The following is a 25,543-nucleotide window of genomic DNA, read 5'->3' as shown; positions in this document are numbered from 1 at the left end:
TACAAGGTATGTGTTTAATCGACTATACTGATTGTTAGTTAAACACCCTTAATTGCCTTCTTTATGGATAAAGAGCCTATTATGAAAAAATGTAACGTGATATTCAGTGCAACGATGATAGCTGTATTCTCGGTTGTAGCTTTTGCTAATGAGCCCGATTTAAATTCTAATCCTTTTCTTGCAGAACATGCAGCGCAACCGCAGGGCGCTCAGGTGTTTTCTTTTACAGAAACGCCAATTGAACTGCACGAACATGATAAAATTAATACTGCCCAAGATACAGGCTATTTACGGCTTGCTTTAGAGACTAAAACCAATGGTTTTGCGTTAGTGGACACATCTCAGATCAAAGATATTGAAAAAGTGATTGCAGAGCACAAAAATGGCCATGAACTATTTCTGCGCACCTTAAAACCTGAAATCATGGCGGCGCAATCAACCGCAGACCAAACTAATTTGTCGCAGCAATTTGCAGGAGACACAGTTGCTTTAGATAATATATTGTTGCAACAAGAATTTACTGTTATGAGTAAAACCGTTGGCGGAAATTTTATTGCCGGTAGCGGTTGGGATCAGTTAACTCAGATTGTCAAGAATGATACGTTTGGTACTGTGATTATAAAAATGTTTAGTTTTAGTCAAAGCAGTGGCGTATATATTGATGCGGACGCGGTGAATTATTATGTAAATAGCAACCCTGGGGTCCTTTATGTACTTAAAGACAATAGCGATAATGTGTACACGAGTTTATCTTGGGCTGACCAAAAGCAATCCTATTCTATTGGTCTTGAAAAAAACATTAATGATATTGGTTTAGCGGGGCGGTTTAAAACGCTAATAACGTCGATGTAGTTGTATTATAAAGTGATCAAATGAATTTATGTAATTGCGAAAATATTGAGATGAACGTTCGTTTTAAAATAAAGCGATTACATACTATTTATGTTAATTAAGCATGTTAAGTATATTTTTCAGCGCTGATAAAGTGAATAATAAACCACTTAACTTTAATAAATGACTATACTAATCTTATTGATTAATCTTAGTTTAAATAAAATCCTTAAAAACTGCTTAATCAGCTTGGCCTATTTTAAAGAATAGGCTTATAATTTAGTTGAATCATATCTAATTTATAACTTTACAACTTAGTGAGTAAAAAATGAAAGAAGTTAAAGCTTTTATTAAATCAGCGAGTCTATCAGACTTAGAAAAAGCACAGGCATTACTTGGCGATGCGATTGCAAAATATACGCAGCAGCAGCAAGCGAAACAAGAAGTACTTGATCTGTTAAAAGCAAAAGGTCTTACTCTTGATGATCTTCAAGACGGTGCCAACGATAAACGCACAAAAGTAATGCCTAAATACCGTATTGAGTTTGAGGGTGAAATTGTTGAATGGACTGGCCGTGGTAAACGCCCTAAAGCATTCCAAGGTGTTGAACTTACCGACCACTTAGCTTAATACTGTAGGGGGTATATACCCCCTCTTTATTTATAAAATAGTTATTCCCCCATTATTTGTTGACCCCTTCGAAGTTGCCACTATGACGTATGTACTACGACCCTATCAACAAGAAGCGGTTGATCGCACTGTCGCTCATTTTCGTAAAACCTCAGATCCTGCTTTAATTGTATTACCTACGGGTGCAGGTAAAAGCTTGGTGATCGCTGAGTTAGCGCGAATTGCCAGAAAGAAAATTTTAGTACTTGCCCATGTCAAAGAGCTTGTTGAGCAAAATGCTGAAAAATATAAAAGCTTTGGCCTTCAGGCGAGTATTTTTTCTGCGGGTTTAAAACAAAAGTCATTGCTACATCAAGTAACGTTTGCCAGTATCCAATCGCTGTCACGCAATCTTGAGCAACTTAACGAACATTATTCGTTAGTGATCATAGATGAATGTCACCGTGTCAGTGGTGAGCAAGATAGCCAGTACCAAAAAGTGATCGTTGCGCTAAAAGCATATAATCCGCAGTTAAAAGTACTTGGACTTACCGCTACGCCTTATCGTATGGGAATGGGCTGGGTTTATTATCGCCATTATCATGGTTTTGTTCGAGGCGATAAAGCGAGTCCATTTCGAGAATGTATTTTTGAACTACCCCTGCGTTATATGATCAAGCATCATTATTTGACTGCGCCAAAGGAAGTGGATGCGGCGATCAGTCATTATGATTTTTCTTCTTTACAAAGTGATTCCTTCGGACGCTATACAGCCGATGATATGAACCAGTTGCTAGAAAAGCATAGCAGAGCAACCAAAGCTATTATGCAGCAAGTTATTCAGTACAGCGAGCAACGCCAAGGGATCATGATTTTTGCTGCGACCGTATTGCATGCAAAAGAAGTCTATGGTTATTTGCCTGAACAACAAACGGCTTTGATCACCGGGGATACTCCTAACGCTGAACGTGACCGTATTATTTTGGAATTTAAGCAGCGCCGACTAAAGTATTTAGTCAATGTATCGGTGCTCACCACCGGGTTTGATGCGCCTCATGTTGATTTTATTGCTATTTTACGCCCGACAGAGTCGGTTAGTTTATACCAACAAATTGTTGGTCGAGGCCTGCGTTTAAGCGAAGGGAAAACCGAGTGTTTGGTAATTGATTATGCAGGTAATGGCTTTGACTTATTTTACCCCGAAGTAGGAAGTAAAAAAGGCGATAGTGATAACGAGCCTGTACAAGTACTTTGCCCGGGTTGTGGTTTTGCCAATATATTTTGGGGAAAAACCGATACACAAGGTAAAGTGATTGAGCATTTTGGCCGTCGCTGCCAAGGTTTACTCGAAGATGATGATGGCTCAAAAGAGCAATGTGATTACCGTTTTCGCTTTAAAGAATGTGAAGCGTGTGGTGCGCAAAATGATATTGCCGCACGTCAGTGCCAGTCTTGCCATGAGGTAATGGCTGATCCTGATGATAAACTACGTGCTGCATTAAATTTAAAAGATGCATTGGTATTACGTTGCAGTGGTTTAAGTGTTGTTAGCCTTGCAAATAACGAACATATTATTAAAGTTACTTATTATGATGAAGATGGTGCTAGTTGCGATGAAATTTATGATTTCTCAAAGTCCGGCGCCCGTTATGCGTTTAATAAACAATTTGCTCAGCGTACTGCTAATGGTCAAACACCCACAGAATATAAGTCAGCTGGACAAGTTATTGCTGGACAGATGCAGCTTGTTGCACCGGATTTTGTTATTGCTAGAAAGAGTAAAAAATATGGCTGGAAGGTTGCCGATAAACTATTTGATTATCAAGGTAACTTCAGAAAGGCAAATCAGCTAAGCTATTAATAAGCTTAACTGATTTTAGACTTAGGCGTCGTCGCCATCCATTAATCCCCAGCCATCACCATAACCGTTATAGCCATTTGCAATACTTTCTAAATATTGCTCTGTTTGGCCAAGTAAAGTGTGATCTGGCACCATCTCTACCTGAGTTACCACTTCCCAAATACCGGTGTCTGTGCATTGCACTAATTCGGTGGCAGGGGAGAGTTCATCTTTGGCTATCGCGGTGGCAAACTTTTCGGCATCTACTTTTTGCTCAAATAAAATATAGAAATCAATTTTGTGCATTTGGGCCAAATCTATACCCGCAGCGGCGATTTCAGCTAAAAGTTGGCCATTGTCATCATCAGGAAAGTGCATTTAAAAACTCAATAAAATTATTTCAAATTAGTATCGACTATTGTAACCAAAATAAAGCACATAAGCGTACTAATTTTCACATTTGAGTTACTGCGTGAAGTGACTTCAATATGGTACTATTTCAATAATTATCGGTAAATTGTTTTTAAGTAAGGAAATTACTTGCCTAGTTGGATATTAACTCGCTTTGCGGTTGGTTTATTTTTATTTTTTTCGTTTCATGTATTTGCAGCTGCGCAAGTGGTAACTAGTTATGAAATTAATGGTATTAAGGGCGATCTTGAAAAAAACGTTGCGCTGTACTTAAAACAATTAGAAGGTGACAATGCAACCAGTACTTTGTTAAGTCATGCAAAAAAACAAGTGGCGAGTAGTTTAAAAGCACTTGGTTATTATAAACCGACCATTAAGTTAAATTATAATAATGAAACACAAACCTTAGTGGCCACTATTGAGCGCGGACCTGTAACACGAATTGCAGACGTACGTATTACTGTCCAAGGTGATGGTAAAGATGACCCTCTACTCAAGCATAGCATCAACACTATTAATTTAAATCAAGGGGATATTTTAAATCACAGTAACTATGATGCGGCGCGTAAAAAAATTGAAGGGCAATTGCTTGAGTTAGGATATTTTGATGTTAAATGGCTAGCACACCAACTCGCAATTTCATTAAAGAATAACAGTGCTGAAGTGATCCTAACGATCGACACCGGTGTTCGTTATCAATTTGGTGAGTTAGTTTTAGGTGAAGAAACTCGAGCTGAAAAATACATCCGTTCTATTGCAAAATTTCAGCAAGGTGAAGCTTATAAAGCAACCTTGGTATCTGAGTATAACTTAGCGCTTTCAACCACTCCTTATTTTGCCAGCGTACGTGTTTACGCTGATATTTCTAATCGTGCAAATAAGCAAGTGCCTATTAGGGTTGACGTGCTACACAAACCTGCCAATAGTTATGAAATAGGCGGCGGCTACAGTACAGATCTGGGGCCCAAAGTGCGTTTTAAATGGTCTAAGCCTTGGATCACTGAAAATGGCCACTACCTTGAAAGTAACTTAAATGTGTCACAGCGTCAGCAAGATATTTCACTTGGTTACACTGTCCCTGTTGATGATCCAAATGATGACTTATGGCGTTTTTCTGTTGGTTACAAGTTAGAAGATGAGTTAACTAACGACGTATACAGTAAAATTCTCACAGGGCAACTACAACGGCAATGGTTGACCAATGATAACTGGGTTCGTACCGCTTTTTTACGCCGCGATCGTGAAACATACCGAATTGGCGATACAGAGCAAAGCTCAAAAATGTTAATGCCCGGGCTCAGTTACGCTAAAAAAGTTACCGAGGGAGGCACAACACCATCATCAGGATATCAATGGCTGGTGTCGGCAGAGTTTGGCTTAAAGGACATGTTTTCAACTACTAATATCGTCAGAATGCAGATACAAAATGCTTGGTTGCAAACATACCTTGACCGACATCTGATTTTTTTAAAAGCAAATATTGGTGCAATGTTGGTTGATGATATTGATAACGTACCATTTTCACTGCGTTTTTATGCTGGTGGTGATCAAAGCGTACGTGGTTTTGCATATCAATCAATATCACCTGAAGATGAAGCCGGTCGTTTGATTGGTGGTAAATATCTAATTACAGGTACTGTTGAATATAATTACCAGTTTGCAGAAAGTTGGCGAGCAGCCTTATTTGTAGACAGCGGTACAGCGACCAATGACTTTACTGACCGTGTAGAAGTGGGGGCTGGGTTTGGTATTCGTTATTTAACACCAGTAGGCCCTGTGAGAATTGATCACGCGTGGGGACTCACTAAAGAAAGTAACAGTACACGATTAAGTATTACCATAGGGCCTGAAATTTAATGTCAAGAATGAAAAAAATCATCACCGCACTCACAGTGTTTCTTGCCTCGGTATTCGTGCTGGTATTTTGTTTATTATTTACAGCACCGGGTAATCAGTTGATTGCCTATACCGCAAACAAACTAGTCGATGGCTTACACATAGATATTAACAATGGCCGTTTTTTATATAACGATTCATTTGATGTGCGGTTTCAACAAGGTGGCTTAGATTTTAATGCTAAAAACCTAAAAATCGATCTATATTGGTGGGGATGTGAAGGTATTTGCATCGAAAATATAAGTGCGCAGAGCATGGCACTGGTATTGCCCGATACTTCACAAAATTTAGCTGATGATGAAGCGACTGTTCCAGAGCTGCCAGTTGCCAGTAGTACTGATGAAATCAGTTTACCGATAGCAATTTCGATTAAACGTATCGCAATTGCATCGTTTAAGCTTGCTCATCCCAGCGCTGATGTCACAGTGACAAAATTTGCGCTGTCAGCCTCGGCAGAGCAATCCCTTGTGACGTTAAAATCACTCTCAATTGCTCAAGTTGATGTGCTGCTCAAAGAGACTCAATCACCTCCTAGCGAACCACTAACTGCACTTGCGGCGTTACCTGACATCCATTTTAGCTCGCCGCTTGCAGCAACACTTGAGCAATTATTGGTATCGAAAGTAACGATTGTACAGGGTGAGCAAAGTCATGAAATTACAGATATTAAAGGTGCTTTCTCAATTGCAAAAAATCAACTGATATTACCTTCATTCAGTGCTGACTATTTGCAATGGCATTTGAGTAGCCAATTAAAAGCCTCCTTAGTTGATGATACGCCGGTTACGGCAAAAATAACTCTTAACAATCCAGAGCATCAGCTCAGTTTGGCTGTGGATGGTGATTTACACGATTTGCAATTAGATGTAATCACCCAAGGGCAATATCCGCTAAGTGCAAAAATATACGCAGATTTAAAAACGATAAACTTTCCTTTTTCAGTCAATGCAAATATTACTCAGTGGCAGCTTGAAGTAGATAACAACGCTTTAGAGATTAGTGATGTGCAGTTAACTGGCAAAGGTAATGCTGATGATTATAAGTTACAGCTAATAGCACAAAGTCAGTTGGCGGCATACCCTAAGGTACAGTTAAAGTCCTCTCTTAAAGGTGGCCTAACCCAGATCCACGTCGATGACTTGTCATTGTTAGCGAACGAGAGTAAAGCCACTATTACAGCGTCTGCGCGTTGGGATGAAGGTATCCATAGTGAGTTTTCAGGGCAATTAACTCATTTGAAAGCCCAGTACCTAACAGATGCGCTAACAAGTGATCTTTCAGGGCAATTTAACGGTGTTTTCAGTGCTAAGCAGCAGCAATGGCAGCTGAAAATGACCAATACTCAGCTAGCTGGTACGCTGAACGATATACCATTTAGCTTTGCCTCAGACTTTGATTTAAATAACTCACTGTATGCAAGTATTGATAAGTTTGAGCTTGCCAGTGGTGAAAATAAACTTACATTATCTGGTGATATCACTAAGCAGTGGAATATTAAAGGGCTGTTACATTTAAATAAAGCGCAGCAAAATGAACTCGAATTTACCGGCGTTGGTGAAGGTAAGCTTGCGATAACTGGGCAACGATTGGAGCCGATAGTTAATTTAGATGTTGGCATCAGTCATTTAAGCTTTGCTGATATTGCGATTGAACATTTAGCGCTCAAAACAGACTTTAATTATGCCGCTGATTGGCAAACCAATGTGAGTTTAAAACTCACCGATGCGAGCGTATCTGGTCGTCATATCAACAGTTTTACTATAGCAGCTGCAGGTGATAAAGCTGATCATCAACTGCAACTTAATTTAGATGCCGCTGACGGAGAAGCTCAATTTGAAGTTGCTGGTAAATTTATTAATCAAGTATGGCAAGGCCGTGTCAGTGATGTATTACTTACTGATAATGTTATTCGTGTTAGCACACAACCGGCGGTTGCAATTGAATTTAATATCGACAATGGCGATTTTTCGGTGCAGCAACATTGCTGGAAAAGTGACAATAGCAAACTTTGCGTTGAGCAGCTTAGCCAAACTAACCAACAAGGTCAGTTTAAAGCGCAACTGGATAATTTTGATCTAGCCGAAATAAAACATTTATTACCTGAGAATATTATTACCGAAGGGGGCTTGAACGGCCAACTAAATGCGAATTGGCAAAACACTCAATTACAAACTTTAACAGCAGCAATTAGCTCACATGATTTGGCGGCTACGCTTATAAATGAAGATAAGCGCTATCGTTTACCAATAGAAACGTTTTCGCTTAACGCCACCGCGGGTCAACAAAATGCACAATTGCAGGCTCGCCTAAGCTCTAGTGTGATTGGTGATATCAGTGCTGACCTCAATGCTGAAGATTTAACTGGTCAGCAATTGCTTCGTGGTCAACTTATGATTGATAAGATTTTATTAACCGATTTACAGCCTTTTATGGGTACTCTAGAGCAATTAAAAGGCAGTATTAGCGGGCAAATTGCGTTAGCTGGCACGCTCAGTGCGCCATTGTTAAATGGTGAACTTGAGATTTCCGACGTGAATTTACAAGGCGAGCAACTTCCAGTCGCGATTGTGGATTCAAATATTAGTATCGCATTTGATAAAACCAAAGCGACCTTAGAGGGTCAGTTAAAAGATGCTGAAGGCGGTGACTTAGCACTGACCGGTGATATTGATTGGCAAGGGACTCAACCTGCAGTTAACTTAGCGGTACTTGGTGAGCAGTTTTATGTGCGTGCGCAGCAAGGAGTGATTTTTAAGATCTCCCCAGACTTAAAAATAAGTTTAGTTGATAATGCTTTTAAACTAGCAGGGCAAGTGGTTGTCCCGTATGGTCGAATAGAAATCGAAGAGTTACCAGAAGGCGCTGTGCGAGTCAGTGATGATGAGATTATTATTGATAAGCAGACTAAGCAAACGCAAGCAGTGCCTTTTGATTACGATATAAACTTAAAGCTAATTGTTGAAAACGATGTGCGTATAAAATCTTTTGGTTTGGAGTCAAAAATTGAAGGTGATTTAGCGATTAAAATGGATCAACAAACGCCAATGATCACCACCGGTGAATTGAATTTACGACAAGGGACATATCGTTCATTTGGTCAAGATTTGATAATTCGCACCGGGCAAATTGGTTTTAGTGGCCCAATTGATAAGCCGTACTTAAATATTAAAGCGATCCGTAATCCAGCCAATACAGCTAATGATGTTATTGCCGGGATCACTTTAACAGGCAATATCGACCAGCCTGTATTCAAAGTGTTTTCAGAGCCTGCAATGGATCAAGCACAATCACTCGCTTACTTGTTAAATGGTCAACCATTAGGTGAAGGTGATAGCTCAACCGATGCGATGTTAACTCAGTTGTTGCTATCGCAAGGGGTGAGCCGCAGCGAAGGAATGGTTTCTAAAGTTGGTGAAACGTTTGGTTTATCTGATGTGAGTTTGAGCTCTAAGGGTAGCGGCGAGGAAACCAAAGTTGAAATTTCGGGTTACGTTGCGCCAGGCATTCAAGTGAAATACAGTGTGGGGATTTTTGACTCCCTTAGTGAAGTGGCTGTACGCTATCAGTTACTGTCGCAGTTATACATTGAAATCACCAGTGGCCTGTATCAAAATGTTGATATTCTTTATAAATTCGATTTAGATTAATGGTCATGATGCATTGAGAGCCTATATTTTAGCTTATTTATTTTGTTCTTTTAGTGGCTTAGCTAACACGCAATTAAGTGTTAGCTAAGCCGAAGGTCATCCTTATCCTGCTGAGTTACTCGCACTGGTATTAAGTAAGTCTGCTATCACTATTGCGCAAGCTAATTTAAAAAATCGTCTAATTGTTCAGCTTCGCAATCCCTTATTGCCGCGCAGTGCGCCGATTCAGCAACAACAATTTTGGCTTGATAAAAAAACCTTAACCCAATAATGTAGCACCACTAATAATAAAAAAAGTTGTGGGATATGTTGAAAAAATCATGCTTAGCTGCGGTTGCGTTAATCTTGAGTCAAACAAGCGTGGCAAACACGGTTGAACAACCAACAGTCAGTGATGTAATGAGTAATGTAAGCGCATCAGAATGGCGAATGGTAGACACTGATAATATCATTAAAATTACTCTACCTTCGGGCGCGGCGTATATTGAACTTAATCCATTACTTGCACCAAAACACACACAGAATATAAAAAAACTTGCTCGTGAAGGCTTTTATAGAGGTTTGAGTGTTTACCGTTTTGTGGAAGGTTTTGTAGCCCAAGGCGGTGATGCCAGTGGTAAAAAAGTAATTAACACTGCAAGTAAAGCTGTACCTGCTGAGTTTTATTTAGCGACTAAAATGGCACTTAAAATTACCGAACTGGATAGAGAAGATGGTTACGCTGCAATCACGGGGTTTTTAAATGGCTTTGCAGTGGCACAAAATGAAGCGCAAACCCAAACTTGGCAAGTACATTGTAACGGTATATTTGCGATGGCAAGGGATAATGATATTAACAGCGGTGGCACTGAGTTTTATGTCACATTAGGTCATGGACCTCGTTACTTAGATAGAAATATTACCGTATTTGGCCGGGTGCTAGAAGGCATGGCTCATTTTAATCTGCTCTCACGCATAGAAACAGCAGGAGAGAAATTTAATCCAATAACGGATCTGCAAGTTTTAGCTGATATAAGCAAAGAGGACCTGAGTCAATTTAAGATGCTAAAAACAGATTCTAATAGTTTTAAAATGTTGATTAAAGCGCGTCAAAATCGCAGTGAAGCATGGTTTGTAGAAACGCCTAATTATGTTGATGTATGCGGTATGTCAATACCAACTAAAAGAGTTAGTGAGCTAGAAAGTTAGCGAGTTGAAAATTAACCCCGAGCGGGCTCGGGGTTCTATACAATAAAATGACTATTATTGGCGGTTTATTTTCACGTTAAATGGTATTGTATCGTGATCTGTGGATCGATATGGGTTGATATCAAGGCCACCACGTCGGGTGTAACGGGCATAAACTTCAAGCTTGGTAATCTTCAATTGCGTGATTAAGTCACAATAAATACGCTCAACACATTGCTCATGAAACTCATTATGAGTACGAAAAGAAATCAAATACCGCAATAAAGACTCTTTACATACTTGCTCACCGGTATAGCGAATAATAATACTCGCCCAGTCAGGTTGTGAGGTGATCAAGCAATTAGATTTTAATAAGTGACTGTGCAGTGTTTCAGTCACTGTATTTGTCGCGACCGCTTGTAAAGAGTTAGCATGTAAATGGTAGTTATCAATTTCAATGTCTAAGTCGTCAATGCACTCACCAGGCAACGGCGTACAGGGTAAACAGTTATAATCACTCGGGCTGTACAAAGTAACATTGACGGGCTTTGCTACTGCTGTCGATAGATCCGCAGTTAGAATAGCCTGTACGTCATCAATTGAATCAAAACGGCTTTGATTAAAGCTATTTAAATATAACTTAAAAGACTTTGATTCAATGATATGGCTACTTTGACAAGGAAATTCAAAGGTGGCCACGGCAACCACAGGTTTACCTTTTGCGTTTAACCACGACAGCTCATAGCCAGTCCAAAGATCTTGACCTTTAAAGGGTAAGGCACTTTCATCAATGTTTAAATCATCGCGGTTAAGTTTACGTGCGATCGGAAACAATAAGCTCGGTGTGTAGGTATCTACATACTCGGTTGACTGGCCAAGTACGCTGCCTTTTAGTTCAGGTGAATTGCTGTAATCTGTCATGTTACGTCTTTTATAGTTACAATAGCGCCATTATACCTAAAGCTTATGAGTTTCACAGTATGAGTATTGCTACAGAATTAGAACAACTTCATCAACGATTTGCCCAGCGCCAGTTAGAGCAGACAGATTCATTACCATGTATTGAGCACGACAGTGATTGGTCAAGCCCTTGTGAGGTTGGCAGTGCGGATGCAAATGGTATGATCCAATGGCAGGCGACGCGTCGCAGTCCTACAGGCTCTTTAACTGATTTAGCAGCAGCCCTTGAGGTTGAATTTCCACAAGCACTGAATGAGTATTATGGCGCGTTTTTCGCAGGAGCAATTACTGCCAAAATAAACCAACATAGCGTGGAGTTACTGCAAGCTTGGAATGAAGATGACTTTGATTTACTGCAGCAAAATATAACCGGGCATGTATTGATGAAGCGTAAGCTTAAGCAAGAGCCAACGGTATTTATAGGCTTAACGGATCAAGACGATTTATTAGTATCAGTATTAATTTCTTCAGGTGAAGTATGTTTGGAGTATGTCGGAAAGAAACCGCATCATACCTTAGCGGCTAATCTTGGAGAGTTTATTGCAGCACTTGAAATATAACAATGCTAAAAAAGGGAACTGCAGTTCCCTTTTGTTTTATTACTGAAAATCCCACGATATATTAGACACTAAACCACATGGTTCACATCTAAAATCAAATAAGCCAAACCATGATTCAGGTAACTTCCACTCGTTATTACAGCCTGGGCATTTACGTTCAAGCTCAGATGCTTTGTCTTTGCCACCAACCCGATACAAATAATAATAAACTGGCTTTTTAGTTAAAAAGCTAACACGTTTGGCAATATCTTTACCGCGACGAGAAAGATCGCTATCAATGTTTGATATTTCATCTAATGCAGGAAATTCACAACGCGTTGCACCATTAATTTGAATTTGGTCGCATGCTTGCCAGTCTTCTTGCCATTTTATTAAAGTTTTATAATCACCATTGGCAATCGCGGGTATTTTAAACAACGGAACGGGTAAAAAATCATCACCGCAATACAGCGGACTACATGTATGCACATAGGTTGTATATAAAATATAGCTGGACGGCTCATGACACTCATCTGCACCATTAGAGTGAATATCTTGGCCGATCACTTTTACTTTTGGTGCCAGCAATCCAGCGCTATGTAATTTATCAATGCTGTGTTTTACAAATGGACTGTTGTTGAGCGGGTGCATTGCATCATCAGTGGGACACATAACACGCGTTACAAAGTAGCCATCTTTTAATACTGTTGGGAATTCTTCTCCCATTATTTGCCCATTAAAGCGCAGTGCATTAACTAAGCGGTTTATCGCTTGTTCGGCATTTTCAAGGGTCGTATCTTGGTAACAATCAAACGTTAAATCAACAACAAACATGATGGATCTCTAATTTATTATTTTTCAAGTAGTGCTAGTAAGCGGTCTAGTTTTGCTTCGATGCGATCAAGTTGACTAGAGTTGTCTACAGTCTCACTTTTTTGCTGAGGTTGTTTTGCTAAATTATGGATAGAATCAGGGTTATTTTTATATTGGCTAACAGCAGCAATAATAACAGGCAATGGAATAGGTTGTGTCAGTTTACTTTTAGTTAAAGCTACAGTAGGAATTTTGCCTTCATCAAGAAGGGCTTTAATTGCATCAAAAACAACAGCATTCATTCGATTTTTAAACTCTTTAAAGTAAGGCATAGCACTAACATGTGCTGCGCCGGGTATAATAACAGGTGGTTGGCCGTAGCCAAATACTTTTACTGCTGACGTAAACGTACATCCAGTTCGTCAATCACTTCACTCCAATCACCATCTTCTGCTAATGATTCAGCAATAAAATGTTGTTGTGCTTGATCCCAAAAAGGGGCGTCTTGTAATAATGTTGTGGCGGGTAATGAATGAGCAGCAATGAAAGTGTCAATCTCAGCCTCTGAACTTGGTAAGCCGAGTTGTTTGAATAATGTATTGATATCGTGTTTAGTGGTATCCATGTCATGCCCCTTGATGGTAACGGTAAAACAGTTATAGAACTTTATGATGGGTTGTTAGAGTTTAACACCCGCTGAATTTGCCTTTTAACGCAGATAGGAATATACCTATAGTTGTTGATGTACAAAAAATCAAAATAATAAAAAGGACTAGCTATGACAGTTGAGACTGAAAATGAGACATTTCGAGTTCAATATATCGCTGCAGAAGACATTAGTATTGCTGCGAGCTTAATCTATCAAGCTTATCATGATGATCCGCTATTGCAACCAATGCTCAATTATAGTGAGGCGAATAAAGCCGTTTATGAAAAAAAATTACGTGCTCTGATCCGTGAAGAGCTCAGTACTTTTTGGCAAGAAAAACAGCCGCTGATTGGTTTATATAAAAATGATCGTTTAAAAGCGGTTGCGTGTGTATTCGAATCATCAAGTCAGCTGCAAGCACAGCGCTATTGGCACTGGCGTTTAAAGTTAATGCTTAGTGCTGGCTATTTGCAAACAAATCAATTAATTGAAAAAGAGCAAACGATCCGTAATGCGCTCGCAGCACAAGGAAATTACTATTTTTTAGCCTTTATCGCAGTTGATCCTCATTTTCATGGTGAAGGCCTCGGCCGTCATCTACTGCGTGGCTTGAATGATTTAGTTAGCGGTAATCCAGCTGCATCGGGTATGGCTGTATTTGTAACCCAAGATAAACATACCGCGTTTTTTGCCAGTGAAGGTTTTGTGCACTTACAACAACTGACTTTTAACAATGTACAAGGTGAACTGCTATTTAAATCAGCTCAATAGCATTGATTTAAGATAAAGCGCCATAATGGAAATGTCACTGTAGGAGATGTCTCACATTATCGTGCGCTTAAGCCTTTTATATCGCTGTGATCATGATTGATTTCATCGTAACAAACTGTTTTATAGTAAAAAAATTGTTTTTGCAAATTTGTTACATGAAAATTATTATTATTTATGACTACCGCTGAGTCCACTTTGCTTTAAACTTTACTTTGTCAAGACGACACAGACTCAATGAATGAGCTGCTGCCAAGGAAACGGATTGTGGCAATTAAGCAAGATGCTTAGCAGGAAGCAAATGGACAAGTTAACACGGATGCAAGGATGAGTTAGGACACTGCGAGGATGCGGTACATTAGCGGAGCTAATGATAAGGATAGCCCAAAGGATTATATTACAGGAAGTAATAGGAGCGTTTGGAAACGCAGGATGGCCAGGTAGGCAAAGAGGATAACACTAGGATGTGTAGGATATTGCATAGATGCAATGTGAGGGTGTATTTGGATATATACCCGTTCAGGGGATAGATAAAAATGGTAGCTTCGGCGTAGGTATGGATGCCTTATTATGGACGAAGTCAGATTGGGGCGTAACTATATGTTACGCCTTAGTTTTTTATAGTTAACGTGAAATGATTAAATATCAGTGTGCGCTGCTAACTCGTTCACTTTCTAACGCGCTAACTTGCAATCTTGCAAACTTGCTAACCCGCTAACTTTCAAACTTGCTAACTCGTAAACTTGCTAAATGACTAACTCGCTATCTCACTACTGGAGCATATGTAGCGGAAATAGAACGCTTTTCAGCATTTCATTTTCCATAAATAACACCCCTTGATAAACGCTTTCACCATCACTGGAAAATTCAAAAATAAACTCGCTTTTGATACCAGGTTTGCCGCTTTTTAAAAGGCCAAAGCGGCGTTTAGTGCAGGCGACACTCATTAATTGCACTTGTAGCTGGTCGCTTTGACGTTTTGCATGTGCGTTGGCAGCTTCAGCAACTTTACGATTAAGCCAAAACAAATAAATTACACTACCAATGATAATGAATGTCCATAAACTTGCCATTTACGAGAATAACCTTCCAATTGCTCGCGCGAGGGTTTCGCTGCGATTTTCTTTACGAAGTAAACCTAATAAGTGTGGTCGAATACTCGGTATTGCAACTAAGTCAGCAAAAATACTTGGGAAAAGCTCTTCAATTTGCTGATGATGGGCGCAATTGTCCATAAAAATATGTAACCGCTCAGGATCAGTGAGCAAGTTAAAACAACGTCCTGCTATGGTCAGTAAAACATCCGATTCTGTGGCAATTTCTGAATCTAAAATAGTATCCACTAATTGTGCCGTAAGTGTTTGCGCTTGTGCTTTTGACATTGCACGTAGGGCACAACACAGTGCTAAGGTATCTTTTTGCGCAATGGCTTGCTGGGCGTAGCTTAACAATTGTTGACTAAATATCGACGGTATTTCAACATGTTCAAGCATTGCGCTGAGCGGTTGTAATACTTCAGCTGGCAGTTGCTCCCAGGCTTGTTGTAATGACGCTAGATTTTTATCGCTATCTAAGCGTAATGCAAAATCAGCAATACCCTGTACTGCCACACTTTGCCAATTATCAAACCCTAGTTTGCCACTAAAATACAGTTGGGTGTACTCATAATATTGTGAGGCAGGTTGTTTTAATAACACTTTTAACTGTGCATTAAATGCAGCTAGTTTATTTGCGTTAGGTGTAAACACATACGGGTTATTATCAAGCTTCCCGTCAGCTTGCTCGCCGGTCAAATCATTGCCAAGTGCTTCTATTACCATATTGGCAAAGTGATCGCGACTGGCGCATACCAGTTTGCTTTGCTCATCAACTGGAAACTTTAAAAACCACACGTAGGGCTCGCTACTGGCTTTGCTATCCCAAAACTGAATAGCTAACCATGCATGGCCTGCGAGCGGGAAAGGATAGGGGATCTGTGCTTGCTCAATGGCTAAAAATTGCTTTTTATCTAGCTTGGTAATATGTCTGCCAATATCAAAAACGCGCCAATTTGTGCCTGCGCCATCAAGTAATTGCCCTAAGGTTGCGATCTGCTCGGTCATAATGATCCACTGATTTTTACTGCAAAATTCGTTAAATTATACGCCATAGCAGGCCATGTTGGAACAGGGTATAATCAAGCAATGATAATCAACAAGGGTGGTTATGTACCAACAGACCCAAACTTACTTAACGCAACTCGAAGACTTATTAAAACAGCATCAACTTTGGCAAAATACTCCAATTGATCCGCAAGCGTTAAACTCAACAGTGCCATTTTGTCACGATACTATGGCGTTTGAGCAGTGGTTACAATTTGTATTTATTGAAAAAATGCAAATGTTAGTCGCTCAACAACAGCCGTTACCGAGTAATTTTGCCATCGCGCCAATGGCTGAACTCATGTTAGCGCAAAAAAATGGTGGTGCAGCTGTGATGCAATTATTAGCTCAGCTTGATAAGTTATTAGGAAGAGAAGTAATAGTGAATGAACGTCCAGCCCCCGTTGAGTTTGGCGAGCTTGAAATTTTGTACCGTGATGAAAACTATATCGCAATTAATAAGCCTTCTGGTTTATTAGTACACCGATCATTTTTAGATAAACACGAAACACAATTTGCGATGCAGATGCTGCGCGATCAAATTGGCCAGCATGTGTTCCCTGTGCATCGTTTAGATAGGCCAACATCAGGTGTGTTACTGTTTGCATTGAGCTCTGAAGCTGCACGGGACATTAATCAGTTATTTATTGATAATCAAATCTCGAAACGTTATCTCGCGTTAGTGCGTGGTTTTGCTCCGGAGTCGGTGTTTTTAGATAAACCACTAAAAGAACAGCTGGATAAAATTGCGGATAAGTTTGCTGATCAAAATAAAGCCCCACAAGAGGCACAAACTCAGTTTAACTGCTTGCAGCAAGCAATGTTACCGATACCAATTGATAAATACCCAACAGTGCGCTATTCGCTGGTGGAGTGCTTTCCTAAAACTGGTCGTAAGCATCAAATCCGCCGTCACTTAAAACATTTATCACTGCCTATTATTGGTGATGTTAATCATGGTGATAATCAGCATAACCAATTTTTTAGAGAGCATTTTGCATTACGTCGATTAATGTTATTTGCAACTGAGCTTAATTTTGTGCACCCTTATACTCAACAACAAATCAATATTAAAGCGCCGCTAGGTGAAGCAATGCTCACTATTTGTCAACAGCTTGGCTGGCCACATCAAGAGAAGGATTATTAATGGCAACTATTAGCATATTTGTAGGCAGTGTTTATGGTGGTGCCGAGCGTTTAAGTGACGACGTTATTGACGCAATAGAACAAGCAGGGCACAGCGTAAATTTAGTTGATCAACCAACCATTGCAGATATTCAGCAAGCCACACATATTTTAGTGATCACCTCGACCACCGGACAAGGTGATATTCCTGACAACCTTGCTGGTTTTTTTAACGAGTTGAATAGCACTTTTCCTATGTTAACTGCTAAGCCATACGGTATTATCGCCATGGGCGACCGAAGTTATGGTGATACGTTTTGTGGCGCAGGGCGAAGTTTTGATGAGTTATTTCGTGACTTACAAGCACAACCTATCGGTCATCGTTTAGAAATCGATGCCTGTGAAGATTTTGAACCTTGGCCAGTAACTCAGCCATGGCTCCAAGAGTGGTTAGCTAAGTTACCTCAGTAGATAATAAAAAAGAGCGAAAACGCTCTTTTTTATTATCTGTATAACTTCGTTTAGGTGCTTTTCACATCCACTTTAAGCTTTAACTTTTGTCCTGGTTGTAAGTATTTTTGTCCTGATAAGTCATTCCATTTGATAATATCGTTGACTGTTAAATTAAACTTAGCTGCGATGCGAGCCAGAGAGTCACCACGGCGAACTTTATAGGTGATTGTTCGATTGGTACTGGCTAACGCCGCCTGAGGGGTCTTAGGGCTCTGATAAACCGTTAACTTTTGTCCTAAACGTAACACACTATTCTTTTTAAGTTTATTCCAGCTAGCGAGTTCATTAATGGTTACATCGTACTCTCGACTTATATCCCATAAAGTATCGCCATTTTTAACCGTATGCGAGAGCTTCTTTTGACTATTGTTATTCACCGCCATACGCATTTGCTTTGGTAAGTGTTTACTATTGATTGCACCGTCACTTAACGGCACTAATAATTGCTGACCAATACGAATGGTATTTGACTTTAGTTTATTGAGTGATTTGATAGCACTGGTGCTGGTGGCAAACTTTTTCGCAATCACCGATAAACTGTCACCGCTTGCGACAATATATTGTTGCCAACGCAGACGATCTTTCATCGCTGTTTTAGCTAATAATTGTTGAAACTGCTCAACTTTATCTGTTGGTAATAATAAAAAGTGAGGACCATTTGGATCCGTTGCCCAGCGATTAAAACCTGGATTTAAACGATATAATTCAGTCAGGCTAATATCAGCCATATCCGCGGCCAGTGCTAAATCAATTTGTGAACCTACATCAACCGCTTCAACAACTTGTGCATTGATAATCGGGTTCCACTTTATCCCAAAGTCATCTTGGCGTTTTAATAAGTCTGATAATGCTAATAGTTTTGGTACGTAGGTGGTGGTTTCACTGGGTAAATCAAGAGACCAAAAATCAGTAGGCAAGTGCTTTTTACGGTTCTTTTTTATGGCGCGTAATAAACGCCCTTCACCTGAGTTATAGGCCGCGATGGCGTTGAGCCAATCACCCTCTAAGGTTTTATGTAAATAAGATAGATAATCAAGCGCCGCACGGGTTGATTGTACAATGTCACGACGACCGTCGTACCACCAGTTTTGCTTTAAATCAAAACGCTCACCAGTTTGTGGCATAAATTGCCAAATACCTGATGCACTGCGGTATGAGTAGCCAAATGGATCAAAGGCACTTTCAACAATCGGCAGCAATGCAATTTCGATTGGCATATCGCGTTTTTCAATTTCTTCTACAATAAAATGTAGATAAGGCTCAGCACGTTTTGAAATACGGTCTAAATAAGCTTGGTGTCTTGCGTAGTAATTACGCTCAGTGACGACAGGCCGATTTTGCGGGACTTCAATCGATAGTTGATAACGAATACGCTCCCATACATCATCAAAAATAGGTGCTTCATCTACATCATTTACTTGGTGATATTGCGCATTGATCATCAACGCTTCGCTAATATCATTTGGGCTTGCGCCTTCAAGTTGCGATTGTTCTGGGTGATTAGCAACTAGGTCATCAGATTGTGTTGATGTTAATGTTTGACATCCACTTAGCACTAGTGCTAAGGCTAAAACAAGGGGGGATTTATTCATAAATACCAATGCATCAGGTAAAAAACTCGGCGAATACTACCTGTAATGAGATAACATTGCCACTTTTTGACTATCTAAAATCGTAATAATCAACTATCTAAAAATTTAATTGCTTGATTATTATTAGATTGTTTTTTAAAAATGGTCTTTCCAGATTCTAAGACCTGCAAAGTTTTGCCAAGGTTCATTATTTTGTAAGGTGTTTTTTGTACTCGGATTATATGTTTCAGGTAAGCGCTTTAGTATTCCAGTAATATCAGTTCGCATAAATGGGTTTATTTTTAGCTCTAATGCGAGTGTACTTGGTAAGGTAATTTGATTATTTTGACGCTGAATATCTACCCACTGTGCGTACTCAATTAAATCGCGGTTGCTAGGTTCTACCGCCAGCGCAAAAGCTAAATTTGCCTGCGTGTATTCATGGGTACAATAAATTTCACATTCAGGTGGTAATTTTTTTAATTTATCAAAAGAGTGCTGCATCTGCTCAGCGGTTCCTTCAAATAAACGCCCACAGCCACCGCTAAAAAGAGTGTCGCCAGTAAATGCTAAATTAGGGTTAAGGTAACAAATATGATCTAAGGTATGTCCAGGTGTTGTTATGATGGAAAATTCTGTCCCAAGTACGGTTATCTTATCCGCGTCCATTAATGGTTTTGTGATCCCTTTAAATGGACTATTGTGTGGGCCGTATACATCAATACCCGCAAATTTTTCACATAAAGCGGCTACGCCATCAGTATGATCATAATGATGATGGGTAACTAAAATACCCGCTAAGGTCAAACCTGCTTGGTTTAAATAAGTTAACACTGGTTCAGCTTGACCTGGGTCAACTACCCATGCTTGCGAACTTGTAGGGTCGCTAAGGCACCAAATGTAATTATCAGAAAAGGCTTTAATTGCTTTGACTTGCACCATGTGACATTGCTCTATAAAGTGACGATATCAAACAGTATAACGAGCTCAGCGTATGAAACCAGCCCTTAGTTTTCAAGAAGGACCCAAACCACTGTCGTGGCAAGAGTTTCCTCATGGTGACTATTTACGTAGTGATATAGAACGTAAAATGGCCAAGTGGTTACCGCGAATGTTTGGCTATCACATGTTAAAACTCGGTAATCTCAGTGGCGAACTTAATACCAGTAAAAGCACCATTAAACACCAAGTCTGCGTAGCAGAGTCAGGACCATTTACAGGTGTTGTTGCCGATATAGATGAACTCCCTTTTTACGAGCACAGTGTTGATGCCTGTATATTAAGCCATTGCTTAGAGTATCACACCGATCCGCATCATATATTACGTGAAGCACACCGCACCTTAATACCAGGTGGCTATATGGTGATCACCGGGTTTAACCCATTTAGTTTATGTGGACTGGCGCAATTGTTGCCCTTTAGCGGTCAAAAGTTGCCATGGACGGGACGCTTTTTCACTCCCGCACGAGTAAAAGATTGGCTTAACCTATTAGGTTTTGAAATAGTCAGTGATGAACGTTTTATTTATTCGTCATTAGCACGAGGCAACCGTTTATCGCGGTTTGCGCCATGGCGACGTTTTACCAAGCAATATCTAAAACCCATGGGAAGTGTGTATATGTTGGTCGCTCGTAAACGAGTTGCGCCTTTGACACCCATAAAGCCTAAATGGCACGCTCGTCCACAGTTTGCTCCAGTAAAAGGAGCGGGTTTACGGCAAACCTCAAAGCAACACTGTGAGCGGAAGCGTTAAATAACGCTGACTGTTTTGCTGTGCTTTTGGTAATTGGCCTGCGCGAATATTCATTTGTATTGCTGGGTGCAATAATTTAGGCGCACTGAGTGTTGCATCACGGGCGCTACGGGTTGTTATGTAATCTTGCTCAGAGGCTTGTAGATGAATATTACTGGTGCGCTGCTCGAGTACCGATGTTTTATTGGCAAGTGGGCGGCCACCCGGCTGATAGTCGTGGCACATCCATAAAATAGTTTCATCGGGCAGGGCTAAAATACGTTGCAGTGACTGATAAAGTGTTTTGGCACTGCCACCTGGGAAATCACAGCGTGCAGTACCGCTATCGGGCATAAAAAATGTGTCACCAACAAACAAGTTGCCTTCAATTAAATAACACACACTGTCTGGAGTATGCCCTGGAGTCGCCAATACAGTAACCTTGTGTGCGCCCAGTGCAAAATGCTCGTTATCAGTAAATAGCTGTTCAAATGGGCTACCATCACATGGCATATCAATATTATACAGGCGGCTAAAATGCTCCTGCACTTGTATTATTTTTTTACCGGTTGCTAACTTGCAAGGATGATATGCCGCAAGTTGCTGCTTTATATAACTGGCGGCAGTAATGTGATCTGCATGGGCGTGGCTTTCTAAAACCCACTCAAGAATAAGTTGGTTATCGTTTATATGGGCAATGATCTCGTCGGCGGTTTGAAAACTTAACGTACCGCTAGCAGCATCAAAGTCAGCAGGGACATCGATCAACATGGCAGATTTAGTGGTTTGGCAAGACACTAAATAAGTAAAGGTAGCACTTTGCTGATGAAAAAAAGACTCGATCGAGATAGCCATTTAACAACTCCATTATTTAATATATCCAAATCTTATATCATATAACTAAGTTGTTAAATGGTTTATGATGAATTACCTACTAATATTATTCAGGGTTGTAACCTTCATCGACTAATAAATCTTTACTGCCAGCGGCATCACGCGCCAAATCATCAACAATTTCATTGTATTTATTGCCGCTATGACCTTTTACCCACTTCCAAGTCACATTATGACGGGCGCAGGCTGCATCAAGACGCTGCCATAAATCGACATTTTTAACTGGTTTTTTAGCAGCCGTTTTCCAGCCTCGCTTCTTCCAGTTAGCAAGCCATGATTCAATACCTTGTTTCACGTATTGGCTGTCGGTGGTGAGGTTTATCTCACACGGGCGGTTTAAACTCTCAAGAGCAACAATTGCTGCGAGCATTTCCATTCGGTTATTGGTGGTGAGGGTATAGCCTTGGCTTAATTTTTTTTCGTGGTCATTATAAAACATAAAAATACCATAACCGCCGGGGCCCGGATTACCTAAACATGAGCCATCGGTGTAAATCTCTACGGTTTTTTGCACTGTTTTCCCTTGATCTTATGTACAATAAAGTGATTATAGAAAGATACCAGAGTCAGGCTAAATTCGATATGGCACGTAGACAAATAGTTTTAGATACAGAAACCACCGGCATCGACCCTAAACAAGGGCATCGTATTATTGAAATTGGCTGTGTGGAATTAGTGAATCGTCGTTTAACCGGCAATAACTTTCACGTTTATATCAACCCACAGCGCAAAAGTGACGAAGAAGCCATTGATGTTCATGGTATCACTAATGAGTTTTTACGTGATAAACCGTTATTCCATCAAATAGCTCAAGAGTTTCTCGACTATATTAAAGGGGCGGAGCTGGTAATTCATAATGCGCCGTTCGATGTCGGTCATATGGATAATGAATTTGCGTTGCTCAATCAAGGTTATCAAAAAACCCATGATTACTGCCAAGTTCTCGACACCCTCAAAATGGCGCGTGACTTGCATCCAGGACAGAAGAATAACTTAGATGCGTTATGCCGGCGTTATGATGTAGATAACGCTAAGCGTACCTTACACGGCGCACTACTGGATTCTGAGATCTTAGCTGACGTTTATTTAGCGATGACGGGGGGGCAGGTAAAGCTCAATCTTAATCAAAATAAAAATCAAGGCAGTGAGCAACAACAAAAAGAACTGCGTCGTTTAGATTCAAACCGTCCACCGCTGGTGGTCTTACAAGCCAATAATGATGAGCAACTCGCTCACGAAGAGCGATTAAATATAGTCAACGAAGCCGGTGGTCAATGTATATGGCGCGCCGAATAAGGCAAAACATGAGAAGCATAATGTTAGTTGTGTGTTTGGTTATGATGTTACCAAACACCAGCAGTGCAACAAATGAAGATAAAATAACCTTACTGCAGCGCGATGGGCGGCAAAATGAAATTCCTTTACTGGAAAATCGTTTTCGTATTGATTATAAAGTTGACGAAATCACCTTATTATTTTTTCGCAAGCCCGGTGCACCAGCAGTGGTATTGGTAAAACCCGATGGCAGTAAATATTATGCAACCTCGGCGAGAAAAGATGACAACCTACAATGGTTTGATGAGCTAAGTTATGATCTGATTACTATTAAGCAGCCAATGCCTGGGCCTTGGCAGGTCGTTGGTAGTATTTTGCCGAAAAGCCGGATTGTGGTGTTAGGAGAAGTAGAATTACAAGCCGAACCATTACCCCCATTACTGTTTCGTGGCGAAACAGTTAAAATTACAGGGCAAATACTAAATGATGGTGAGCCGATTCAAGTGGGCTTGTTTCGGGATGTGGTCAGTTTAAATGTTGACTTTATTAGCACCAATAACAGTGACTTTGCAAACTTTGGCGCTGGCACTCAGAATGTTGCTGAATTTAAAGACGATGGCCGTGGTTTCGATGAGCGCCCTAAAGATGGTATTTTTACCGGTGAATTTAAATTAGTTTTCCCAGCCGGACAATGGCGACCAGAGCTATATATTGAAACCCCATTATTAAAGCGCACCGTGGTGCAAGATCTTATCGAAGTTAAAGAACCCCCCTTTAGTTATGAAATCGCCTTAGCCGAAGATGACCTGCAAGAACATCATTTAACTATTACCCTCGATAACCAAATAGTGCAACCAGAGACGGTATTGATCCAAGGTAAAATTTATTATCCCAATAATGAAGAGCAAATGTTTACGCTTGATGCTAAAAACAGTTTGACCCGCCAGCTGACGATTAAAAATTATGATTGGGGGCGATACAGTGTTGAACTGTCTGTTTTTGGCACTAATGTGAATGGCCGTGAATTTATGGCAACTTTACCGACCTATAAATTTGAAATCGAGCGGCCAATTGAAGTGGTGCCTGAATTACCAGCACCAATTATTACCCCAGCACAGCAACAAGAAATAGAAAGAGTTGCTAAGGAAGCCGAATCAATGGCAACAATTACATTTATTAGTTTAATTGTTGGCGGGAATTTACTGGTTTTGCTGTTGGGTTGGTTAGCAATTCGTGTATTTGTGCAGAAAAAATCAATCATGCCGAAAATCAACTTACCATTTTTGAAGAAAAAAACAGCAGTTGAAAATGAGCCGCAAAGTAATGAAAAAAAAGAACTCGACAAAAATGGTTCAAAAAGTGATAGATCCGGTGAAATTTTAAACCTTTCGATGTCAGATGACTAAAAAACCTGTAAAAAAACAAAAAAGCCCTTGACGAAGTAGGGGTTGGTTCGTATTATTCACGCCGCTGTCAGGGGAGACTCAGACAGCAACGAAAATGTGGAGTGGTAGTTCAGTTGGTTAGAATACCGGCCTGTCACGCCGGGGGTCGCGGGTTCGAGTCCCGTCCACTCCGCCAATTTTCGACAATTTGTAAGTACACGCTGGAGTGGTAGTTCAGTTGGTTAGAATACCGGCCTGTCACGCCGGGGGTCGCGGGTTCGAGTCCCGTCCACTCCGCCAACACTTACACAACATATGGTTGTAAAACATATTCTTATTATGGAGTGGTAGTTCAGTTGGTTAGAATACCGGCCTGTCACGCCGGGGGTCGCGGGTTCGAGTCCCGTCCACTCCGCCAATAAGAAAAAATAACAGTTTAAATATGCGCTGGAGTGGTAGTTCAGTTGGTTAGAATACCGGCCTGTCACGCCGGGGGTCGCGGGTTCGAGTCCCGTCCACTCCGCCAACTATTTAAACAATGTTATATTACAAAATTTGTATGCTGGAGTGGTAGTTCAGTTGGTTAGAATACCGGCCTGTCACGCCGGGGGTCGCGGGTTCGAGTCCCGTCCACTCCGCCAACAACTTAAGTAATAACAAGTATAATGATATCTCTCCGGAGTGGTTGTTCAGTTGGTTATAATTCCCTCCCGTCACGACGTGGTTCGCGGGCTCGAGTCACGTCCATTTCGCCACTCGTTTCTATTAATAACATT

Annotated in this window: 24 protein-coding genes, 5 tRNA genes and 1 pseudogene; 19 read left to right on the top strand and 11 right to left on the bottom strand. The window is 40.5% G+C overall.

Annotated elements, in window-relative coordinates; all coding sequences use genetic code 11:
• Positions 1–81: 81 nt before the first annotated feature.
• The 3 genes from H5232_RS04815 (at position 82) to H5232_RS04805 (ending at position 3,302) form a co-directional block, all read left to right on the top strand.
• A complete protein-coding gene (locus tag H5232_RS04815; RefSeq protein ID WP_182784861.1) occupies positions 82–852 on the top strand; it encodes a hypothetical protein in 771 nt (256 codons plus the stop codon).
• A gap of 307 nt (positions 853–1,159) precedes the next feature.
• Positions 1,160–1,462 (top strand): H-NS family nucleoid-associated regulatory protein, encoded by a 303-nt coding sequence (locus tag H5232_RS04810; protein WP_149982916.1) that lies wholly within the window; start codon positions 1,160–1,162, stop codon positions 1,460–1,462.
• An 82-nt stretch (positions 1,463–1,544) separates the two neighbouring features.
• The gene (locus tag H5232_RS04805; protein WP_182740007.1) at positions 1,545–3,302 is read left to right on the top strand and encodes a DEAD/DEAH box helicase; all 1,758 of its coding nucleotides are present in this window, start codon (positions 1,545–1,547) and stop codon (positions 3,300–3,302) included.
• Between the two features lie 21 nt (positions 3,303–3,323).
• Here the strand turns inward: H5232_RS04805 and H5232_RS04800 are convergent, their stop codons facing one another.
• The gene (locus tag H5232_RS04800; RefSeq protein ID WP_182717941.1) at positions 3,324–3,659 is read right to left on the bottom strand and encodes a ribonuclease E inhibitor RraB; all 336 of its coding nucleotides are present in this window, start codon (positions 3,657–3,659) and stop codon (positions 3,324–3,326) included.
• Positions 3,660–3,833: 174 nt separating this feature from the next.
• Here H5232_RS04800 and H5232_RS04795 point away from each other — a divergent pair, with 174 nt between their 5' ends.
• From H5232_RS04795 to H5232_RS04785, 3 genes are all read left to right on the top strand, one after another.
• Positions 3,834–5,549: an autotransporter assembly complex family protein gene (locus H5232_RS04795; protein ID WP_404936145.1), complete on the top strand. Its 1,716-nt coding sequence runs from the start codon at positions 3,834–3,836 to the stop codon at positions 5,547–5,549.
• Positions 5,549–9,235 carry a translocation/assembly module TamB domain-containing protein gene (locus tag H5232_RS04790; protein WP_182830595.1) on the top strand — a complete coding sequence of 1,229 codons (3,687 nt, stop codon included), beginning with the start codon at positions 5,549–5,551 and terminating at the stop codon, positions 9,233–9,235. The genes H5232_RS04795 and H5232_RS04790 overlap by 1 nt, the downstream gene beginning before the upstream one ends.
• Before the next feature lie 306 nt (positions 9,236–9,541).
• On the top strand, positions 9,542–10,423 hold the full coding sequence (locus H5232_RS04785) for a peptidylprolyl isomerase (protein ID WP_182717944.1): 882 nt from the start codon (positions 9,542–9,544) through the stop codon (positions 10,421–10,423).
• Positions 10,424–10,477: 54 nt separating this feature from the next.
• Here the strand turns inward: H5232_RS04785 and queF are convergent, their stop codons facing one another.
• Positions 10,478–11,323 carry an NADPH-dependent 7-cyano-7-deazaguanine reductase QueF gene (gene queF / locus H5232_RS04780; RefSeq protein WP_182717945.1) on the bottom strand — a complete coding sequence of 282 codons (846 nt, stop codon included), beginning with the start codon at positions 11,321–11,323 and terminating at the stop codon, positions 10,478–10,480.
• Between the two features lie 59 nt (positions 11,324–11,382).
• On the opposite strand from queF, the gene syd reads away from it, so the two are divergent.
• Positions 11,383–11,922 (top strand): SecY-interacting protein, encoded by a 540-nt coding sequence (gene syd, locus H5232_RS04775; protein WP_182731911.1) that lies wholly within the window; start codon positions 11,383–11,385, stop codon positions 11,920–11,922.
• Positions 11,923–11,961: 39 nt separating this feature from the next.
• On the opposite strand, the gene H5232_RS04770 is transcribed toward syd, so the two are convergent.
• The 3 genes from H5232_RS04770 to H5232_RS04760 form a co-directional block, all read right to left on the bottom strand.
• The gene (locus tag H5232_RS04770) at positions 11,962–12,735 is read right to left on the bottom strand and encodes a Zn-ribbon-containing protein (protein ID WP_149982924.1); all 774 of its coding nucleotides are present in this window, start codon (positions 12,733–12,735) and stop codon (positions 11,962–11,964) included.
• Positions 12,736–12,752: 17 nt separating this feature from the next.
• Positions 12,753–13,016 (bottom strand): hypothetical protein, encoded by a 264-nt coding sequence (locus H5232_RS04765; protein WP_149982925.1) that lies wholly within the window; start codon positions 13,014–13,016, stop codon positions 12,753–12,755.
• Between the two features lie 89 nt (positions 13,017–13,105).
• Entirely contained in the window at positions 13,106–13,339 is a 234-nt protein-coding gene (locus tag H5232_RS04760) for a DUF2789 domain-containing protein (RefSeq protein ID WP_145241632.1), read from the bottom strand.
• 153 nt (positions 13,340–13,492) lie between these two features.
• On the opposite strand from H5232_RS04760, the gene H5232_RS04755 reads away from it, so the two are divergent.
• Positions 13,493–14,134 carry a GNAT family N-acetyltransferase gene (locus H5232_RS04755; RefSeq protein WP_182717947.1) on the top strand — a complete coding sequence of 214 codons (642 nt, stop codon included), beginning with the start codon at positions 13,493–13,495 and terminating at the stop codon, positions 14,132–14,134.
• A 767-nt stretch (positions 14,135–14,901) separates the two neighbouring features.
• Here H5232_RS04755 and H5232_RS04750 read toward each other — a convergent pair.
• A complete protein-coding gene (locus tag H5232_RS04750) occupies positions 14,902–15,204 on the bottom strand; it encodes a DUF3301 domain-containing protein (protein ID WP_182830594.1) in 303 nt (100 codons plus the stop codon).
• A complete protein-coding gene (locus H5232_RS04745; protein WP_182740028.1) occupies positions 15,205–16,233 on the bottom strand; it encodes a DUF3549 family protein in 1,029 nt (342 codons plus the stop codon).
• A 103-nt stretch (positions 16,234–16,336) separates the two neighbouring features.
• Here H5232_RS04745 and H5232_RS24120 point away from each other — a divergent pair.
• The 3 genes and pseudogenes from H5232_RS24120 to H5232_RS04735 form a co-directional block, all read left to right on the top strand.
• Positions 16,337–16,624, top strand: a pseudogene (locus tag H5232_RS24120) (YqcC family protein); the annotation flags it as partial.
• Between the two features lie 30 nt (positions 16,625–16,654).
• A complete protein-coding gene (gene truC, locus H5232_RS04740; RefSeq protein ID WP_310736236.1) occupies positions 16,655–17,419 on the top strand; it encodes a tRNA pseudouridine(65) synthase TruC in 765 nt (254 codons plus the stop codon).
• The gene (locus tag H5232_RS04735) at positions 17,419–17,868 is read left to right on the top strand and encodes a flavodoxin (RefSeq protein WP_149982930.1); all 450 of its coding nucleotides are present in this window, start codon (positions 17,419–17,421) and stop codon (positions 17,866–17,868) included. Before truC ends, H5232_RS04735 begins: the two co-directional genes overlap by 1 nt.
• 50 nt (positions 17,869–17,918) lie before the next feature.
• Here the strand turns inward: H5232_RS04735 and H5232_RS04730 are convergent, their stop codons facing one another.
• Together H5232_RS04730 and gloB are read right to left on the bottom strand one after the other, a co-directional pair.
• Positions 17,919–19,502, bottom strand: a complete 1,584-nt coding sequence (locus tag H5232_RS04730) for a LysM peptidoglycan-binding domain-containing protein (RefSeq protein ID WP_182767724.1) — start codon at positions 19,500–19,502, stop codon at positions 17,919–17,921.
• A gap of 135 nt (positions 19,503–19,637) precedes the next feature.
• Positions 19,638–20,423 carry a hydroxyacylglutathione hydrolase gene (gloB, locus tag H5232_RS04725; protein WP_182740030.1) on the bottom strand — a complete coding sequence of 262 codons (786 nt, stop codon included), beginning with the start codon at positions 20,421–20,423 and terminating at the stop codon, positions 19,638–19,640.
• A 52-nt stretch (positions 20,424–20,475) separates the two neighbouring features.
• Between gloB and H5232_RS04720 the strand changes: the two genes are divergently transcribed.
• Positions 20,476–21,234, top strand: coding sequence for a class I SAM-dependent methyltransferase (locus H5232_RS04720; protein WP_145241649.1), 759 nt, complete (start codon positions 20,476–20,478; stop codon positions 21,232–21,234).
• On the opposite strand, the gene H5232_RS04715 is transcribed toward H5232_RS04720, so the two are convergent.
• Together H5232_RS04715 and rnhA are read right to left on the bottom strand one after the other, a co-directional pair.
• Positions 21,205–22,068, bottom strand: a complete 864-nt coding sequence (locus H5232_RS04715) for an MBL fold metallo-hydrolase (protein ID WP_182830593.1) — start codon at positions 22,066–22,068, stop codon at positions 21,205–21,207. The genes H5232_RS04720 and H5232_RS04715 overlap by 30 nt on opposite strands.
• An 85-nt stretch (positions 22,069–22,153) precedes the next feature.
• Positions 22,154–22,621 carry a ribonuclease HI gene (gene rnhA, locus H5232_RS04710; RefSeq protein WP_145241653.1) on the bottom strand — a complete coding sequence of 156 codons (468 nt, stop codon included), beginning with the start codon at positions 22,619–22,621 and terminating at the stop codon, positions 22,154–22,156.
• A gap of 68 nt (positions 22,622–22,689) precedes the next feature.
• On the opposite strand from rnhA, the gene dnaQ reads away from it, so the two are divergent.
• The 7 genes from dnaQ to H5232_RS04675 all read left to right on the top strand — a co-directional run bounded on the left by dnaQ (position 22,690) and on the right by H5232_RS04675 (position 25,408).
• On the top strand, positions 22,690–23,403 hold the full coding sequence (dnaQ, locus tag H5232_RS04705) for a DNA polymerase III subunit epsilon (protein WP_149982934.1): 714 nt from the start codon (positions 22,690–22,692) through the stop codon (positions 23,401–23,403).
• A gap of 41 nt (positions 23,404–23,444) precedes the next feature.
• Positions 23,445–24,788 carry a TIGR03503 family protein gene (locus H5232_RS04700; protein ID WP_404675522.1) on the top strand — a complete coding sequence of 448 codons (1,344 nt, stop codon included), beginning with the start codon at positions 23,445–23,447 and terminating at the stop codon, positions 24,786–24,788.
• 98 nt (positions 24,789–24,886) lie between these two features.
• Positions 24,887–24,963 (top strand) — tRNA-Asp (locus H5232_RS04695).
• Between the two features lie 27 nt (positions 24,964–24,990).
• Positions 24,991–25,067 (top strand) — tRNA-Asp (locus tag H5232_RS04690).
• Positions 25,068–25,108: 41 nt separating this feature from the next.
• Positions 25,109–25,185: transfer RNA gene (locus H5232_RS04685), tRNA-Asp, on the top strand.
• Between the two features lie 31 nt (positions 25,186–25,216).
• A tRNA-Asp gene (locus H5232_RS04680) sits at positions 25,217–25,293 on the top strand.
• Between the two features lie 38 nt (positions 25,294–25,331).
• A tRNA-Asp gene (locus H5232_RS04675) sits at positions 25,332–25,408 on the top strand.
• Positions 25,409–25,543 lie beyond the last annotated feature (135 nt).

Origin of the sequence: Pseudoalteromonas sp. SG41-5, from assembly GCF_014164495.1 — a bacterium.
Lineage (GTDB): Bacteria > Pseudomonadota > Gammaproteobacteria > Enterobacterales > Alteromonadaceae > Pseudoalteromonas > Pseudoalteromonas rhizosphaerae.
Note: the sequence above shows the minus strand (reverse complement) of the source record. Positions and strands in the feature narration are given on the sequence as shown.

Bases quoted from the DNA above. Each gene is read 5' to 3' on its own strand.
- H5232_RS04790 (WP_182830595.1), top strand. From the start codon at position 5,549: ATGTCAAGAATGAAAAAAATCATCACCGCACTCACAGTGTTTCTTGCC.
- H5232_RS04765 (WP_149982925.1), bottom strand. From the start codon at position 13,016: ATGAATGCTGTTGTTTTTGATGCAATTAAAGCCCTTCTTGATGAAGGC.
- H5232_RS04760 (WP_145241632.1), bottom strand. From the start codon at position 13,339: ATGGATACCACTAAACACGATATCAATACATTATTCAAACAACTCGGC.
- H5232_RS04800 (WP_182717941.1), bottom strand. From the start codon at position 3,659: ATGCACTTTCCTGATGATGACAATGGCCAACTTTTAGCTGAAATCGCC.
- H5232_RS04715 (WP_182830593.1), bottom strand. From the start codon at position 22,068: ATGGCTATCTCGATCGAGTCTTTTTTTCATCAGCAAAGTGCTACCTTT.
- H5232_RS04720 (WP_145241649.1), top strand. From the start codon at position 20,476: ATGAAACCAGCCCTTAGTTTTCAAGAAGGACCCAAACCACTGTCGTGG.
- H5232_RS04785 (WP_182717944.1), top strand. From the start codon at position 9,542: ATGTTGAAAAAATCATGCTTAGCTGCGGTTGCGTTAATCTTGAGTCAA.
- queF (WP_182717945.1), bottom strand. From the start codon at position 11,323: ATGACAGATTACAGCAATTCACCTGAACTAAAAGGCAGCGTACTTGGC.
- H5232_RS04745 (WP_182740028.1), bottom strand. From the start codon at position 16,233: ATGACCGAGCAGATCGCAACCTTAGGGCAATTACTTGATGGCGCAGGC.
- H5232_RS04730 (WP_182767724.1), bottom strand. From the start codon at position 19,502: ATGAATAAATCCCCCCTTGTTTTAGCCTTAGCACTAGTGCTAAGTGGA.
- H5232_RS04750 (WP_182830594.1), bottom strand. From the start codon at position 15,204: ATGGCAAGTTTATGGACATTCATTATCATTGGTAGTGTAATTTATTTG.
- H5232_RS04735 (WP_149982930.1), top strand. From the start codon at position 17,419: ATGGCAACTATTAGCATATTTGTAGGCAGTGTTTATGGTGGTGCCGAG.
- H5232_RS04815 (WP_182784861.1), top strand. From the start codon at position 82: ATGAAAAAATGTAACGTGATATTCAGTGCAACGATGATAGCTGTATTC.
- H5232_RS04810 (WP_149982916.1), top strand. From the start codon at position 1,160: ATGAAAGAAGTTAAAGCTTTTATTAAATCAGCGAGTCTATCAGACTTA.
- dnaQ (WP_149982934.1), top strand. From the start codon at position 22,690: ATGGCACGTAGACAAATAGTTTTAGATACAGAAACCACCGGCATCGAC.
- gloB (WP_182740030.1), bottom strand. From the start codon at position 20,423: ATGGTGCAAGTCAAAGCAATTAAAGCCTTTTCTGATAATTACATTTGG.
- H5232_RS04770 (WP_149982924.1), bottom strand. From the start codon at position 12,735: ATGTTTGTTGTTGATTTAACGTTTGATTGTTACCAAGATACGACCCTT.
- H5232_RS04755 (WP_182717947.1), top strand. From the start codon at position 13,493: ATGACAGTTGAGACTGAAAATGAGACATTTCGAGTTCAATATATCGCT.
- H5232_RS04805 (WP_182740007.1), top strand. From the start codon at position 1,545: ATGACGTATGTACTACGACCCTATCAACAAGAAGCGGTTGATCGCACT.
- syd (WP_182731911.1), top strand. From the start codon at position 11,383: ATGAGTATTGCTACAGAATTAGAACAACTTCATCAACGATTTGCCCAG.
- H5232_RS04700 (WP_404675522.1), top strand. From the start codon at position 23,445: ATGATGTTACCAAACACCAGCAGTGCAACAAATGAAGATAAAATAACC.